General features: G+C 47.3%; 13 protein-coding genes. 4 read left to right on the top strand and 9 right to left on the bottom strand.

Translation table 11 applies throughout. From position 1 onward, the window contains the following. Positions 1–29: 29 nt before the first annotated feature. The 9 genes from LHL18_RS17165 to LHL18_RS17125 form a co-directional block, all read right to left on the bottom strand. On the bottom strand, positions 30–3,062 hold the full coding sequence (locus LHL18_RS17165) for a TonB-dependent receptor (protein ID WP_226767999.1): 3,033 nt from the start codon (positions 3,060–3,062) through the stop codon (positions 30–32). A gap of 267 nt (positions 3,063–3,329) precedes the next feature. Continuing rightward, complete coding sequence (locus LHL18_RS17160; protein WP_226767998.1) at positions 3,330–4,325, bottom strand: polysaccharide lyase family 7 protein; 996 nt, start codon at positions 4,323–4,325, stop codon at positions 3,330–3,332. Positions 4,326–4,399: 74 nt separating this feature from the next. Further along, positions 4,400–5,017 carry a bifunctional 4-hydroxy-2-oxoglutarate aldolase/2-dehydro-3-deoxy-phosphogluconate aldolase gene (eda, locus tag LHL18_RS17155; protein WP_226767997.1) on the bottom strand — a complete coding sequence of 206 codons (618 nt, stop codon included), beginning with the start codon at positions 5,015–5,017 and terminating at the stop codon, positions 4,400–4,402. 50 nt (positions 5,018–5,067) lie between these two features. After that, positions 5,068–6,000, bottom strand: coding sequence for a sugar kinase (locus LHL18_RS17150; protein WP_226767996.1), 933 nt, complete (start codon positions 5,998–6,000; stop codon positions 5,068–5,070). A 3-nt stretch (positions 6,001–6,003) separates the two neighbouring features. Continuing rightward, the gene (locus LHL18_RS17145) at positions 6,004–7,323 is read right to left on the bottom strand and encodes an MFS transporter (RefSeq protein ID WP_226767995.1); all 1,320 of its coding nucleotides are present in this window, start codon (positions 7,321–7,323) and stop codon (positions 6,004–6,006) included. 2 nt (positions 7,324–7,325) lie between these two features. Next, positions 7,326–7,670: a cupin domain-containing protein gene (locus LHL18_RS17140; protein ID WP_226767994.1), complete on the bottom strand. Its 345-nt coding sequence runs from the start codon at positions 7,668–7,670 to the stop codon at positions 7,326–7,328. An 11-nt stretch (positions 7,671–7,681) separates the two neighbouring features. Then, entirely contained in the window at positions 7,682–9,889 is a 2,208-nt protein-coding gene (locus LHL18_RS17135; RefSeq protein WP_226767993.1) for a heparinase II/III domain-containing protein, read from the bottom strand. Positions 9,890–9,895: 6 nt separating this feature from the next. After that, positions 9,896–12,166, bottom strand: a complete 2,271-nt coding sequence (locus LHL18_RS17130) for a chondroitinase-B domain-containing protein (protein ID WP_226767992.1) — start codon at positions 12,164–12,166, stop codon at positions 9,896–9,898. A gap of 154 nt (positions 12,167–12,320) precedes the next feature. Continuing rightward, positions 12,321–13,199 (bottom strand): NAD(P)-dependent oxidoreductase, encoded by an 879-nt coding sequence (locus tag LHL18_RS17125; protein WP_226767991.1) that lies wholly within the window; start codon positions 13,197–13,199, stop codon positions 12,321–12,323. Positions 13,200–13,857: 658 nt separating this feature from the next. On the opposite strand from LHL18_RS17125, the gene LHL18_RS17120 reads away from it, so the two are divergent. From LHL18_RS17120 to LHL18_RS17105, 4 genes are all read left to right on the top strand, one after another. Further along, a complete protein-coding gene (locus LHL18_RS17120) occupies positions 13,858–14,208 on the top strand; it encodes an ArsR/SmtB family transcription factor (protein ID WP_226767990.1) in 351 nt (116 codons plus the stop codon). Positions 14,209–14,218: 10 nt separating this feature from the next. After that, positions 14,219–14,635 (top strand): arsenate reductase ArsC, encoded by a 417-nt coding sequence (locus LHL18_RS17115; protein ID WP_226767989.1) that lies wholly within the window; start codon positions 14,219–14,221, stop codon positions 14,633–14,635. After that, positions 14,635–15,711, top strand: coding sequence for an ArsO family NAD(P)H-dependent flavin-containing monooxygenase (locus LHL18_RS17110; protein ID WP_226767988.1), 1,077 nt, complete (start codon positions 14,635–14,637; stop codon positions 15,709–15,711). Before LHL18_RS17115 ends, LHL18_RS17110 begins: the two co-directional genes overlap by 1 nt. Then, a partial coding sequence (locus LHL18_RS17105; RefSeq protein ID WP_404817948.1) for an arsenic resistance protein occupies positions 15,704–16,021 on the top strand: 318 nt, incomplete at its 3' end. The genes LHL18_RS17110 and LHL18_RS17105, both read left to right, overlap by 8 nt.

Genomic DNA, 16,021 nt, shown 5'->3' with positions numbered 1-16,021 from the left:
CATCCTGATCCAGCTCTCACGTGAATCGATTAGTACTTCAGGCTAATACCGGCAAATATACGTGGGCCATAGTCGTTAACCTCTCCCAGGTTGCCCTGCACAAAGAAATCCTGTGACTTGGGCGCACTGAACAGGTTAATCGCTTCCACTTTTAGCCGGATATTGTTGTTAATTTTGTAAGAGGCGCGAGCTTCCCATACCCCAACCTCATCGACATAACGCAGTCTGGTGCCGTTGTTTGTATAGGGCTGGAAGTATTCACTGCGATACTTGTAGATAAGTGCGGTATCAAAATCGCCGATCTGATAGTAAATTTGACCGCTGAATACATGTTCAGAAAAACCAGGCACCGAGCCCGGTGGCACAATGCCCTCAGTCAATTGACGCGTCGTGCCGTCTAAATCTGTGACAAAGGTATCGCCGTATAAACTGTCTTCAAACTCGAAGTCAGTGTCGGCGTAGTTGTAACCAAGCTTAATACCAATACCGTTGTCCCACCGATAAGCCACCGAGGCTTCCAAGCCATACAGTTCACTTTCGTTTTCTGTCGTGACCGAATTGGTAATAGGCAACTTCACTGTCTGACCGTCAACAATAAAGTCTTCCAATTCTGTCTGCTGTTGGAAGCCACCCTGAAATTGTTTGTAGTAGAAGCTCACGGCGAAGATTGAATCTTCGTTCGGATACCATTCCAATGCAACGTCGTAATTCCACGACATCAGTGGCTTAATATTTGGGTTACCAGAGCCATTTACGCCGACAAATAAATCTGCCAACGTTGTTGGAGAAACATCTTCATCAGTTTGAAATGTGCGGCTGTAACTCATATCACTGGGATTTGCACGTGACATGCCGCGGTAAATGCCGGCTCGCAGCAGAATGTCGTCACTGTAATCCACTACCAGATTAAAACTGGGGAGTATTTCGGTATAACCGCCGCCGCCGGTAATGGACTCTAAAGAATCCCCCGTTACCAGGCTCAGCACCCCTAATTCATTGACGACAACATCAAAGCTGTTTCTGAAACCAATTGAAGTTACGTCGGTATCCACCAGGCGCACGCCAAAGTTACCGCGAACAAACTTACCCAGCATTTCAGTATCGTAGTTGGCCATAATATAGGCCGACAGGGTTTTCTCCGTGACATCCTGAGTCCCGGTATTTTGATACTCAACTTGCGGATAGGCAAAATCCCCACCGACTGACGCCACGAGCGCTTTTGAGAAACAGATGTTATCGTAAGTAGCCCATGATGAACCCGTACCACTGGCAACAACATTACCGTTACTGTCTACATGGGTAATAATATTGCCATCAGACACTGAGGATAAAAAGTTGGACTCCGGGAAGTTGATTTGACATTGCTGCAACACGTCTAATGCGGATTTTGCACTCTCATCCAGCAACACTTCAGTTCGGGAACCACTACCCTGGTTGCCACCAAACTGCACAAAGCTGAGTTCGGAAGCTCTTAATCCACCTTGCACACTGCTGAACACACTGCCATCCAGCGCATAATTAAAGTCCAGACGGGCTGAAATAATCTCGTTTTCACGCACATTTTCACGATCAAGCAGGGTGCGTAAGCTGTCTGTGAAATTAGAGATATCAGTCACATCAAAATCAGTGACAGTAATATGCGGGATATGCTCCCCCATATCCCACGTCAAGAAAGGGCGGCCAGGCGTTCTGCCCCGGTTAGAAATTTGCAGCTCTTCACGTTTTGTTTGCGAGTAACCGAAATCAGCAGTAATCGTTAAGCGGTCACTGAAGAAGTGTTCGATGTTGAGACCGTATCCGACATAATTTTCTTCACGGGTAAACTGCTCACCTACTGATTCAAAGCGCTCTTCACCTTCCCAATGAAGAATGCCGCCTACGTCATTGGTAATGAGATTCTGGCCAGTTACACCTGGCGTAACACGCTTTTGCAAGAACAGTAAGTCATGACGCGCTTCTGCCTGAGTACGATCCGAGATTTGCGCGTCAAAGTTGATATCCCAAGCATCTGAAGGCCGATATTGCAACGCAAGAAACATTGCATCACGCTCATCAGAGGTTTCGTTTTGCCGATAACTACGACTACTGCCGGTCCAGGCGTAAGGCGTGCCAGCACTTTGTGCTTCACCCGTCGCAGGGTCAATAGCTGTCTGATACCCCTGATTACTGCTACCAGTCACCTGATCTTCGCAATCTCCGGCTGAACTTCGGAAAAAACCTTCATTACTGTTAGTGGGGTCGTTTAAACATGCCCATAAAGAAGAACCGGTAGGGCTTGAACCCCGGTACTCAGCTTCAGGTTGGCTGATATCCTGACGTTGCACACCAAAAGAAACCCCTAAGGACTGACCACTGGCAAACTCAAATTGGTCAACAATGCTGAATGTCGCCCGTCCCCCCACCTTACCATGTAATGAGTTATCAATATTGGCTTCATCAGGGTTATAGTTGAGTTTCAATTCCCCCTGAATTTGTTGCTTGCCGTAGTCCAGAGGCTTAAGCGTTTCCAGGGTGATGACGCCGGCCACACCACCTTCGATCAGTGATGCGTCCTGAGTTTTATAAATAGCGACCTTTTGCATTAACTCCGACGGAAATTGAGAGAAGTTAACCGAGCGGTCACCACTTCCATTAGATGCTTCACGACCATTAATGTGGGTGGCGCTCAAGAAGGGCCCTAAGCCCCGGATGGTAATTTCTGTCGCACCGCCATTCTCACGGTGAGACGCCGCGCCCGTAATCGACTCTAAGGCTTCACCAATTGAAAGTGCAGGCAAATCACCGATATCTGTAGCAGATAAGCCATCAACAACTGAAGTCGCTTCGCGTTTTATCGAAATTTGGTCCTGGATTGTTTTACGGGTACCCACAACCTCAATCAGTTCAATATCATCTGCTTCAAGTTCAGATTCAGTATTCGCCTCCTGCGCGTGAGCAGAAAAGGCAAAAGAACTGGTCAGCGAGACGATTACGGCTATTTTTACCAATCTTGCAACAGGCGAGAGCCTGAATTGCACATGTTGTTTGCTTGAGTCTGCGTCATTATCCAATATAAGCGGCATTTCTAATTCCCCGTTGTTCTTTTTCGCGAGCATGTAGTTAGGATTATCTTTTATATTTAAGCAATACACCTGCCGTTTGAAATATAACCAACCAAAACCAACATATCAACCAATTATTACTATGATATATTACCAATAAAAATTACCAGTGAATCAGAATTGACAAATTACAGCTCAGGGAAAAGCTAATAGAAACGCCATAAAAAGCACATATTGGTTAACCAGTATGTGCTTTTTATGTTTTAGGGGACGGGAATTTAACTAAAATTACTGACCATAGTGCTGGTTATCAATATGATAGAAAGTGGCCTGTACATAATCCCGGGGATCGCCGCTGTTGTTTTGGTTATACACACCCGCTTTAAAGTACATGTATTGATTATTGCTGTTGTAACCACTCTGGCTCATATCAAGGGATTTAGTGATATTAGCTTTGCCAGCACGAATTATGGTGACAAACAAAACACTGTTCTCAACCGTTATTTTATAACTGAACTTCTCATCCAATCGAATGCCATCTTCAGGATCTGCAAGTGTATGGGAGCGTGAGCCGATAATATTGATCCAGACGTCGTCGCCGCCATTGATCTCGTGAGCAAAATAAATCGAGCCCTTTTCATCGTTAGGGAGTTTACGGTAGTAAAGACGTATCGGCTCATCGTCTGTTGCATGGATCTGACCAATGATCACCCTACCGACTTGTTTCTCATCGCCTGTTACCGACACTCTGTTAACGGCAAGCGTTGCTTCCAGGCTGCCTTCAATTGCGCCAGCCTGTCGCTTGACCGAACCATGTGCTTGACTGAACACCCAATTGTTCTTGGTTACGCCTTGCGTCTTTATCTGAGTTTTGCCGCGCCTGAGCATTTCGCGCAATTCCGTTCTGGCGTACTTGGTATTGCCCGACGTTTTAGCGCCTTCATTGGGACAGGCGAACACCATACCGCCATCCTCAGCGGTGTAAAACAACGGTTTGAGTTCAAAACCGTCGGCCAGTGCCCGCTCATAAACCGTGTCTGCTTTTTGATCTTGGTTAAGATCCGTCGGCAGGGTTAGACTCCAATCCAGCAGGTCAAAATTTTCACCGGGCTTTTTCGCGGGATCCAACTGAGCAAAACTACCAAGTAACACGCCTTGCCCTAGTTGTTGATGGGATACTGGCAGCACATGGTTTGTTTCATTCTCGTCATTGTCATTTGCGTGACTGACGAATACGGTCAACAACATTAAGCACAGTGCCAGCATGACTGTTATAGTTTTCATCGTTATTCCTTTTGCTCAGCCAAGACGACGCCTGCTTGGATCGGAGTAACTAAACAGGGTATTTTTGCCGCGGGTTAATTAAGTGCTTGATGACAGGCGGTGGTAATGGCCCGCCAATTCCCCTGTTCAACCCACTCAGCGGGGGCAACCCAGGTTCCACCCACAGCAAACACATTGCTCAATGCCAAATAGTCCTGCATATTTTGCTGATTGACGCCACCCGTTGGACAAAAACGAATCGACTGGAAAACCGAAGACACAGCCCGCAGAAAGGCAGCTCCGCCCGACAAGGAAGCAGGAAAAAGTTTCAACTCTGAATAGCCATGCTCATAGGCCAGCAAAATATCACCGGTATTGGAAACCCCCGGTAATACCGGCAAACCACAGCCAGTCAATTCAGCCAACAGTACCTTTGAGATTGCCGGCGTTACAATGAAATCCGCTCCGGCTTCAAGTGCCTGCTCCAGGATCCGGGCATCAAGCACTGTGCCAGCGCCGACTTTGAGTTGAGGGACTTCTTTTTTAATCGCCTTTAATGCAGCAAGAGATGCGTTTGTTCTCAATACCACTTCTACCAGAGTCAGGCCGCCATCGGCCATGGCCTGGGCGATTTGAACACCTTGCCTGGCCGAGTCTGCTTGAATAATAGGTAACAAAGTCTGTCCTGACATCAGTTTAGAAAAACGCGTCATGTCTAAATTTCTCTTCAATTAATATTGGGTGGGTTGCTATGCAATATCAGCTATAGTCCAGCTTCAGACATAGCCTGTTTAAAAGCCGCCAAAGGTGCTATCGCACCAGGGTGTTGTATTACCGTACCTGCCGCTTTGGCTCCTAGTTGCACCGCTTCAGAAACCGTTCTTCCTGACAAACGCGCCCCAAGATAAACACCGTTGAATGCATCGCCGGCAGACGTGGTGTCCACAACATTGGTGACGGGGATGATCTTATGGCTCTGCAGATCTGTGCCAGTAAGTGTAACAACAGACTTCGGTCCATCTTTAATGACAAGTTCTTCCAGTTGATATTGCTGGAAAAAGTCAATCGCCTCCGCCGCAGAGCTAATGCCGTACAGTACATTCAGATCTTCAATGCCTGGTAAGGCGATATCACTTATTTGAAAGGCTTTGTTAAATTGCTCTATTGCATCGGCTTTGTTCGCCCAAAGCTGCGCCCGATAATTTGGATCAAACACCAGCTTTACGCCGGCCAGCTTTAAATGTTCAAGCTTTTGCCAAAACGCGACCCGGCTGTCTTGCTCAATAATCGCCAGTGGAATGCCTGAGAAAAAAAGCATGTCTGCAGAGGTTAATTGTTCAACCACGTCATCGTTAAGAAATTGGACAACTTTCTTGGCTGCGGAATCATTACGCCAGTAGGTGAAACGCCGCTCACCCGCGCTATCTGTCTCAATAAAATACATTCCCGACACTTTGCTTGGATGCTGAAACACAAACTGTGTATCTAAATCCTCACTGTTAAATCGGCTAAGCATTTTTTCACTGAGCCGATCACGGCCAATGGCCGTGATCATTGCTACTGCTAATTTGGGATAGCAGCGTTTCATATAAACCGCTGAGTTATATACATCACCGGCAAACGACTGCCCCATAGTGGCATCATCCAATTCTCTGAGTTCAACCATGCACTCACCGAGAAAAAATATCTTCGTCATGTTTTACTCAGTTTTCTTTAAAGGTTTCTTTAAGGGTTCGATGGTGGGGATCAATATCCACACCGCAGCGGCGGCAGTGATCGCCAGCGACGCGCCGATAACAAACGCTGGTGTATAATTTCCGTCAGCGGTAAGGTAAGGAACCAAAGAGGTCAGCCCTACTGCGCCTAGCTTCGCCGCCATACCGGAAAATCCTGCCAGGGTACCCACCGCACTCTTGCCAAAGAGATCACTGGGAAGCGTTTGCACGTTACCAATAGCCGTTTGAAAACCAAACAAAATGACAGCCATGATTAGCACGGCAGTGACTGGTGCTCCCGGATTAGCCATCGCAAGTAATGATGGCAACATAATAAAGCAGCCTAACGTGATGGTAAGTTTACGGGTTTTATCAGCACTCCAACCCGCTTTCAGTCTGTTTTGGGCCAGCAATCCACCAAACCAGGCACCAAACATCGCGCCGACATAAGGTACCCAGCCGTATAAACCGATGGACTGAACATCCATACCATAAACTTCATTCAGGTAAATAGGGATCCAGAATACAAACAACCACCAAATCGGGTCGATAGCTGCAGAGGCAATAATGACCCCCCAGCTTTGCTTGCGGGACAGCAGCTCAGCAGTCGTGGGGTTATATTCTTCTTCCTCCGGCTGAGACGCTTGCTCCGGAGTCTGTTGCCGTTTTTGACCGGTCAGAATATAGTCACGTTCTTCTTCGGTGATCCATGAATGCATGGCCGGTGGCGCTTTTACCAAAACCAGCCATGGTATCAGCCAGAGAAAGCCCATCACACCAACAATCACAAACACCATTTGCCAACTGAAATAAACGGTAAGAAACGCAATTAACGGGATAGAGACTATGCCACCGATCGCCGCACCTGAGTTAAAAACTCCCTGAGCTAAGGCGCGCTCCTTGATCGGAAACCACTCGGCATTACCCTTCGTTGCACCTGGCCAGTTACCTGCCTCTGCAACCCCAAGTATCGCCCTGAAAATACTGAAGCTAAGGATGCCTTGAGCGAAGGCATGAGCGATGGTGGCCAATGACCAGACACCGATGGAGAGGACGAAACCAATTCTCGTACCCACCCAATCAAAAATCTTACCGAAGATCGCCTGACCAAAGGCATAGGCAAACACGAACACCACTGAGATGTTGGCGTAGATTTGCTTACGTTCCAGCGCCGACTTGTCTGGGAACAAATCCTCTACAACAGCTGGCCAGAGCACACTGAGCGATTGACGGTCAATGTAGTTGATGATGGTCGCCAGCGCGATCAACGTCACCACCCACCAGCGTAAGCCTTTAATTTTCATAATTAGTCCTCAAGAAAGTCTTCTCTGGCAGGGCTGAAGGTGTCAATCAAAATACCTCCGGTCGGGCACACCGCACCGTGCTCCACAAAGGGTGGAATTAAGCAACTGTCCCCAGGTTTCAGCACTTTTATTTCCCCGCCGATATTGAAGTGAAATTCGCCCTCTTCCACATAGGTCACCTGTGAATGACGATGCTTGTGCACATAGCCTTCGGCTCCTTTGGCAAACCACACTTTGACCATCATGAGCTCGTGGTTATAACCCAGCATCTGACGTTTTAAGCCACCACCCAGATCTACAATCTCTGCTTCAGTACCAGAGATAAAATGGCTACTTTGCTTACTCATATGATTTACTCCTAATGGTCGTTCAGCGCAAAAACGGCCAGTCGGCCGTTAGCGGAAAAAGATTGATCTTGATATTGAAAATCTTGTTTGATTGAAGCTTCTGGCGCCTGGTTGATCGCTATCAGGTATGAAACACCGGCGATAGTGATATCGACCAGCATCACGTTACCTTGTTGGCTATAACCAAGCTCTGTCAGCTGACTTTCGGCCTCCAGAGTGAATTCCTTGCCAGGATTGTATTCACCGTGAGGTTCAAGTACCGAGATGAACTGGTGTTGGTTCTTGTTCGTTACTCTGCGGACAAAAGCCTGTTCATTACGCAGATTAAAGTGAGGATCGTTGGCGCCTAACTGAGTGAACAAAAATTCTTCCTGTCCATTTACCAAGCTGGTATGGGTGTAGAAACGTCCGTTCTCATTCAACCAGGAAACCTTTGCCAGCCGATGTTTTGGCAGACCACGGCCTTTAAGCCATAGATGGTGATAGCCATTTTTAGTACCCAGAGCCGACAGCTGATTGGTACTCACCGACAAGGCAAAGTTCGTGTCGATTAGCTGGCCCTGGTAATGTAGCGGCAGATCCAGTTGATGCTCACCGGATGCGGCAACATTAAACAGGTCCAGCACTATGGTTTTCTCCAGTTCAGCCAGATTAACCAAAGCAATAGTGCGTTTTAGCTCAACACCCTGATAAGCCGTATCAATTTTTGCGCTGGCAACTGTGCCAAGCGGACTCGTTTCGAAGTAATTAAGTACCGGCGCGTTTTGATTGCCTACCTCAACGTCGCCGTCAAAGTGACTGGTTTCATCCACTACTACAGTATTGTGCGCAACCGTTTGCTTGGCATAGCTTTCGTTTTCCGGCAGATAGCGGCCACCAAACTTGGCTTCAACATTGAGAAAACGCGCCGCACCATAGTCAGAGACGATCTCTTTCGCCTGGTCATAAAACTGCCAGGTAAGCTTGTCAAAGTGGCCGTGATCCAGGCCTTGGGCTGCAGGTTTAAACAGCAGTGCCTGATCACCCGCCAACTGGCTTCGCATTATCACCAGCGCCCCTTGTTTGCCATCACTACCATCACCAAAGGCAACTGATCTGAATGCATAAGGTTCGGCCAGACCGTTGTCGAGGGCCTGCGCCACCTTCAAACCATCGCCGGAAAGAATAATATGATCCTGTTGTCTGGCGATATCCAGATAGCCAGCAGCATCAGTGAGGTTGTAGGCCAGAGCAACACCGTGCACCAACTCTATGGTATCAATGCCCTTACTTTTTATCGCATCGTTGATGGGGAAGAACAAACCGTCATAACTCAACTGAATAGTCGTATCTATGGCTTTTAATAGGATCCCATCCCGGTACTGAAAAATCTTGCGCTGCGGTTCGTTATTCGCAATAGCTTTAGCAAAAGTGACGAAAGGTAATAGCGCGTAACGCTGATAATAAGGTCCTTCATTGTAGTAACCCTGAGGAGAGAACAGTTCATCCAGTTGCTTTAGAAAACCACCTTTTCCCGACTTTTGCAGATCATACAGGGCTTTGTCGACCCACTCAGGCTCGTTCATCACATAACCGGCCATACCAACACCGGCGGTTGCCCAGGTACCATGGTTATGCACTTTGTTAAACGTAGAGGGTTGCCCTTCAGACAGAAACAGCGCGACTGGCTTTAGCAGCTTTGTTTCGATGCTAATGATGTCTTGCGCGCTAAGTGCACTGTAAACTAAATCGTAAGCCTGGATGGTATGTACCAACCACACAGCCTCATTCAAGCTTTGCCAAAACAGCTTGCCGGCATTTTGTGACTTCACTTTTCGTGCCGGGTGCAAATCCAGTGTCGGATATAACTGGGCATATGCCAGCAACATGTCGCGTACATAGTCTGCATAAGCTTTATCCTGACTTAGCTGAAAAAGAATGCCGGCGTCATACATCAACTGATAATTTTTTTTATGACGCTCGTGGGTGTAACCGCCGCCTCCGTCTTTGGGAATTGGCACTTCAATAGGTAATGCCATTTGTAAATCGACGTTGGCTTTCAGCTTTTCATAAGCACTGGCAAACCTTCCCTGCTCAGTAATCGCTTTGCGCATGTCGAGCACATCGGATTGCGTAATGACTAAATTTGGATGAGACGCCTGTACGCTGCATGACAATAGCAGAGTGAAGATAGTCAACGTCAGTAACTTTAGTTTTTGCAGGAGAAATGGAGTATTCATCTGAGGCTACCTCTTCTCAGTATTAACTGTTTTGTTATCTTCAATCACTGCCGTATGCGGCCCTTTAACATTAAGCTCAGTCACCGCCGGTGGCTGGGTCATATCAAAAAGATTGCCCTTGATCAGCGTTATTGGCTCTCCTATTGTATGCTCAATGATTATTGGCGCTGACGTCACTAGCGTGTTCTGAAGAATGTCGGCAACCTGAACACCGTGCAGATACAGACTGGATTTATTCTTGTTGCGTTTGCCATGGCCAACCTGATTTAACTTGTTGCCTGCCATTACCAAATGCGGCCCGAATGTACTTTCATCGGTACCACCACGATAAAGTTTCACCACGGCACCCTGCACCTGGTTGAAGCTATTGTCCTTTACCCTGACATACTCAGCGTTATAAATGCCCAAATCCTCACTTTCAGTATTTAAACGCAGCACGTCGCCAGTTATATCGTCGAAAGTATTGCCAATCAGGCTGATCTCATCGGCAAAAGCACCCTTGCCAGTTGCAAAGAAATCAAACGAATGGTTGATATCCAGCTGCAAGATGTGTGAGTTCAGCATCACAAAGCGGTAGTTTTCAACCATGCCCCATTTTTGCGTTCGAACGACATTGTTAGCAGCGGCGTCAGGGCTGTTTGCTCCTGAGATAGTTAAGCCGTCAAGTTTCAAACTGCCACCATCCCGGATTTCAAACAAGGCAGAACGTTCAAAAGTCAACCGGGCCTGGCCTGCCTGTGCCGCTTTGATGGTTAGGGTTTTGTCGATCTGGATAAGCTTTGAAACATCATATTGACCATTGGCCAGCACAACAATGTCTCCATCAGCAGCGTTGTCTATTGCTGCTAATAAAGCCTCTGCTCCGCTCTCAACCCGATGTGTTTGACCTGAATCAAATGCTACCAAGCCAGGCAATTTCGGATACCAACTAACACCAGTGTCTTGTTTGGACAGTACTTTCAACTCTCGTGTCGCACCTGCACTCAGCTTGTCAGACTCAGGATAGAGCAGGCTGTTTTTAGCTTTTTTAACAGCGATGTCCTGGCGTTTTACACCATAGCCCAGTGCTGCTGGCACCTGGGTATTGGCAAGGTTTCCGGATAGCTTTATCCCGCTTACATCATCAAACAGGCTAAAAGGCTGCTGTTTATTGCTATTGATTATCAGGTTGTCTTTAAAAACTGAGTCTATGGGTACCGCTGTGCGCTCGGCATCGCTACCGGCTGCCAGCTGAATGTGGTCGACGTCAATAAAGCTATTGTTGACTATAAGGGCGTTTTCTACCTGATGATAACGGTTGATTGACGAGTCAGGCACCCCATTCATCACAGTAAAACCACTGCCAAATCGGTAACCTTTCAAGCCTTGCAGATAATTATTGCGGATAACCTGGTCTTTGTTGATCACACGTATGCCACCGGTGTGTTCCACGCCATTACCCAAAAATATGTTCTGCTCGACGATATTTCCGTTGCCATGGCGCAGCGTCAGCGTGCCACGTGCTTCAAAGAACAGGTTTCCGCGCAGAGTATTTTTGCCGGACTTTACCGAGATAATTTCGACTTCACCGTTGGTGTGTTCAAAATAATTGTTTTCTACCAGCGTATACGAATCGGTGAGTGAATAATGGCTGGTGCCAATACGCAGTGTTTCGCCACCATTAGAGCCAAAAGTTGGGCGATAACCGAAGTAGTTATGGTCAATGCGGTGATAGTTTTGCTGACTCTGTTCGCTGTTTAACCTGACAGCAATGGTGACGCCTTTATTACGTTTACCGACAAAATGGCTGTGGTCTAAGCGATTGTGCTGCCCATATAAAGCGACCCAATAATCCGATTCCTGTTTATCCGGATTGTTGTAGTTATCAATAACGACTTCCGTCACCCGTGAATGGAAGGCAAGCTGACTACTGCTTTTGCGAAACTCAATAACGGCACTACTGGGGGTATAGCCGTTTTTAAATACCAGGCCTGAAACGGTAAGATACTTTCCTGCCAACCGAAGATTAGACAAACCAGAAAGTATCACTTGCCCTTTGGTTTCTGCCCTCAGTGTTATGGGTTCATCAGCACGTCCCTGCCCCTCCAGCACTATCTCAAAGTCTGTCCAGACCCCGTTTTTCAGGATGATCGTGTCACCGGCGATCAGTTTCGATGAAATCGCCTCGTAGTCTTCTTTACTCGCTACAAAATATTCAGTAGCGAGCGCAGTAACTGACATTGGCGCCAATAACAGAGCAAGGCAAATGTTTCGCAGATAACCTTTGAATAAACGCATTATGGTTTTTTGACCTCACTACTGATAATCACTTTATTGCTGTCGGCACGTAAAGCGAAGGGGTTAGCTCCGGTGCCAATAAACTCCATCTCTCTGGCACCGGAGCCACCAGCCGGCTCTTCTCTAACACTCCAGGACTGGCTGACAAACCGCTCTATTTGCCAAGCGTGCGGTAATAATCGAATATCTCTGGCACGTTGCCGTTGCCCATACCGGCATCGAATGCGGCTTGCAAGTCGGCAGATGATCCCTTGGCAATTTTTGACTCGCTGCCAAGGTCTTCAACCATTTTGAGGAAATAGCCCAAGTCTTTGTTAGCATTTGCCAGTGAGAAACCGAGGTCGCTGACGTTGTCGACTGCATAGTTCTTGCAAAACTTCATAAAAGGCGAACTGGAAGGTCCGGTCGACATAATGTCGAACAGTTGTTGCCGATCAACACCGGCACGGTCAGCAATGGCAAATGCCTGCGACATGGCGCAAACGGTCGTCATACCAACGAAGTTGTTGATAAGTTTTGTTGTATGCCCAGCACCCAACTTGCCCAGATAAAACACGTTCTCACCTTGATCTTGCAACACTGGTTTCACTTTATTGAATGTCTCCAGATCACCGGCCGCCATAATATTCAGTAATCCGTCTTTTGCATGAGCCGGTGTACGGCCCAGCGGAGCGTCGATCATACCGGCACCTTTCTTGGCAAGATCGGCACCGATTTTCTGTGTTGAGGCAGGAATAGAGGTACCAAAATCCACCAACACTGCGCCTTCTTTGATACCAGCGAGAATACCGTCTTCACCGTAAACCACTTTTTCAACAATAGCGGAGGTGGTCAGACAGAGCATAACGATATCGACAGATGCTGCCAGCTCCTTCGCCGAGCTAGCAGTTGATGCACCTCTGGCAACACAAGCTGCAACAGCGTCTTTGTTAAGATCCATTACAGTCAGCTGATAGCCTTTCTTCTGTAGATTCTCGACCATGTTGCCGCCCATAAGGCCGAGGCCGATAAAACCGATTGCTGGTTTTGACATTGTTAACCCCTAATTATTGCTGCACTTAGAACGGTGCTAAAAAACTTTTGTACGCCACAAAGCCATCTGCTGTTGCATTCATGCAACTTTCAAATGCTGTTGTAGAACCGAATAGTACCGGCCGAAAATTGCTTCACCAAAGCAAACAACTTACCACTCGGCATGCCAATAAAGCTATTTATTTATTGCCAATTTGTCAACCAATATTTTGACAGAGTTAGGACAGGTTAGTGTAAGCATTGGTTACTAAATGCAAGCTTGATTGGCATGGAGCATTAATCACTGCTCAATGAGTACAAAAGCACATACCCGCTCAGTCAAACAGCTGTTACAAAAGGTAAGTGGAGATATTTTCGTCAGTTATTAGATAGGGGCAAAGGTAACAAGCTAAACCACATTATGCGGCTAGAGTAAGCCTATTTGGTAACAACCAAATAAAAACATTGGTAATACAAAACGAGTTTAATGACTATTTGAAAGCTTAATTTTTGGCAAAAATGCAACGAATCACTTAGTTTTACCTATTCTAAAGGGGAGCTTTCCGCTCTGGTGTAAAGTAAATAGGTTTTCTTTCTAACTCAATAACAACATTTTGAACTTGACTCGTGCCTTACTTTCCCCTAGATTCGTAAATCGTCGAATAACGATAGTGATATTTATGAACGCTCTCAATTTAGTCTCAAATGAACAACTGGCCGCTATCGCTAAAGCAATTGCGCATCCCGCCCGCATACAAATTATTCGTCTGCTGCTGAGTAAACCTTCCTGCATTGGTGGTGAAATCACCAGCGAAGTTGGCCTTGCTCAATCAACCGTGTCGGAGCACTTACGCATATTAAAAGCAGCTGAAATCGTTACCGGTGAAATAGAACACCCGCGGGTGTGTTACAGCCTTAATCCTGAAAAGCTATTGCCGCTACTGGATTTGTTACAACGAGTTGCCAGCAGCCAGGTTACCAATGATGAAGCGTGCTGTGTTTCAACAAACGACAAAATGGTGTGTAAATAACGGTGCAACCATGAAGAACATTCTCTTTCTGTGCGTGGCAAACTCAGCTCGTAGTCAGATGGCCGAAGGATTAGCCAGACATTACCTGTCAGCGGATATCGTCGTACAAAGTGCTGGCTCTCAACCTTCGTCCCTTAACCGCTATGCGGTTAAGGCGATGGCAGAGCTGGGTATTGATATCAGTACGCATTATTCAAAAGCGGTTGAGGATCTCGACAGCCGTACCGTGGATGCGGTAATCACCTTGTGCGCTGAAGAGGTATGCCCGGTTTTTCTGGGCAAAGTGCAGCGGTTGCACTGGCCAATTAATGAGCCGTCCGCAGGCCGGGAAACACCAGAGCAGCTATTGCAGGGTTTTCGTATCGCCAGAGATGAGATTAAGCAGCACATATTGCAATTGGCTGAGTCGCTATCAAAGGCGGACTAATGGCAGCAAAAATTTTTGATGTAATTGTTATTGGTGCCGGTCAGGCTGGCCTTTCTGTTGGCTACTATCTTAAACGTGCAGATGTAGATTTTATTATTCTCGACAACCAAACACAAAGCGGCGGTGCTTGGCTGCATACTTGGCCGTCCCTGCGTTTATTCTCTCCGGCTTTAATGAGTTCCTTGCCGGGTAAATTGATGCCCAAGGCCAAGGAGGGCCAGTATCCGCATCGTAATGAGGTGCTGAGCTATCTGGCCGAGTATGAGCGTCATTATCAACTGCCGATCTACAGGCCGCATCAGGTACAAAGTGTTGAGCGCGATACTGTGCATAACTGCTTAAAAGTAAGCGATGGCAAATATAGCTGGCTGGCAAAAACGGTCGTCAGTGCCACCGGCACTTGGAGCAACCCGCAGATACCTGAAATAGAAGGTCATCAGGCATTTACCGGCGAGCAGTGTCATTCAGCACACTATGCCGGAGTTGAGCACTATCGTGGCAAGCGCGTGCTAATCGTCGGTGGCGGCAACTCCGGTGCGCAAATCTATGCCGAGCTAGCTGAAGTGGCCAATGCCAGTTGGATAACCCGCGGACCGCCGCTGTTTTTACCAGATGAGGTAGATGGCCGGGTGCTGTTTGAGCGTGCCACCGCCCGCATTAATGGCAATGATGGCGATGCTCCAGTTGGTGGTATTGGCGATATCGTGATGGTGCCGCCGGTAAAAGCTGCACTCGATAAAGGTTTGCTAACTTCACAACCCATGTTCAGCGGTTTTACCGATAACGGCGTTATCTGGCCTGACGGTAACGAAGAGCAGGTAGATGCAGTGATCTGGTGCACAGGCTTTAAAGCAGAACTGGCGCACTTAACACCACTTAATTTAGTGGAAAGCGATGGCAAGGTACAGGTTGTGAACGGGCAAGCGGTAAAAGAGCCTCGCCTATGGTTGTTTGGATATGGCGATTGGGCCAGTCCCGGTTCGGCAACCCTGATAGGTGCCGGGCGTAGTGCAAGAGAGAATGTACCTGCGATGCTGGGATTTCTAACTGAGATAACTCAGCGAAGTAATGAATAGCAATATTAAGAGAGTGCAGTTAATGGGTATTTTTGAGCGGTATTTATCAGTATGGGTGGCGTTATGTATTATTGCCGGTGTAGTGCTTGGCAACCTGATGCAGGGTGTGTTTCAAGCCATAGCGGCGATTGAATACAGCCAAATTAACTTAGTGGTGGCGCTGCTGATTTGGTTAATGATTTATCCCATGATGGTGCAGATAGACTTCGGCGCAATTCAGGACGTAGGCAAAAAGCCAAAAGGCATCGTTCTTACGCTGGTGATGAACTGGTTGGTTAAACCTTTTACGATGGCCGCACTGGGCTGGTTA

Origin of the sequence: Rheinheimera aquimaris, assembly GCF_020531985.1 — a bacterium.
In the GTDB taxonomy this organism is placed as follows: Bacteria; Pseudomonadota; Gammaproteobacteria; order Enterobacterales; family Alteromonadaceae; genus Alishewanella; species Alishewanella aquimaris.
This window is presented reverse-complemented; position numbering and strand designations above follow the sequence as displayed.

Excerpts from the sequence above, each read along its gene's own strand:
- LHL18_RS17120 (WP_226767990.1), top strand. The coding sequence starts at position 13,858 with ATGAACGCTCTCAATTTAGTCTCAAATGAACAACTGGCCGCTATCGCT.
- LHL18_RS17130 (WP_226767992.1), bottom strand. The coding sequence starts at position 12,166 with ATGCGTTTATTCAAAGGTTATCTGCGAAACATTTGCCTTGCTCTGTTA.
- LHL18_RS17160 (WP_226767998.1), bottom strand. The coding sequence starts at position 4,325 with ATGAAAACTATAACAGTCATGCTGGCACTGTGCTTAATGTTGTTGACC.
- LHL18_RS17140 (WP_226767994.1), bottom strand. The coding sequence starts at position 7,670 with ATGAGTAAGCAAAGTAGCCATTTTATCTCTGGTACTGAAGCAGAGATT.
- LHL18_RS17115 (WP_226767989.1), top strand. The coding sequence starts at position 14,219 with ATGAAGAACATTCTCTTTCTGTGCGTGGCAAACTCAGCTCGTAGTCAG.
- LHL18_RS17125 (WP_226767991.1), bottom strand. The coding sequence starts at position 13,199 with ATGTCAAAACCAGCAATCGGTTTTATCGGCCTCGGCCTTATGGGCGGC.
- LHL18_RS17135 (WP_226767993.1), bottom strand. The coding sequence starts at position 9,889 with ATGAATACTCCATTTCTCCTGCAAAAACTAAAGTTACTGACGTTGACT.
- LHL18_RS17165 (WP_226767999.1), bottom strand. The coding sequence starts at position 3,062 with ATGCCGCTTATATTGGATAATGACGCAGACTCAAGCAAACAACATGTG.
- eda (WP_226767997.1), bottom strand. The coding sequence starts at position 5,017 with ATGACGCGTTTTTCTAAACTGATGTCAGGACAGACTTTGTTACCTATT.
- LHL18_RS17150 (WP_226767996.1), bottom strand. The coding sequence starts at position 6,000 with ATGACGAAGATATTTTTTCTCGGTGAGTGCATGGTTGAACTCAGAGAA.
- LHL18_RS17110 (WP_226767988.1), top strand. The coding sequence starts at position 14,635 with ATGGCAGCAAAAATTTTTGATGTAATTGTTATTGGTGCCGGTCAGGCT.
- LHL18_RS17145 (WP_226767995.1), bottom strand. The coding sequence starts at position 7,323 with ATGAAAATTAAAGGCTTACGCTGGTGGGTGGTGACGTTGATCGCGCTG.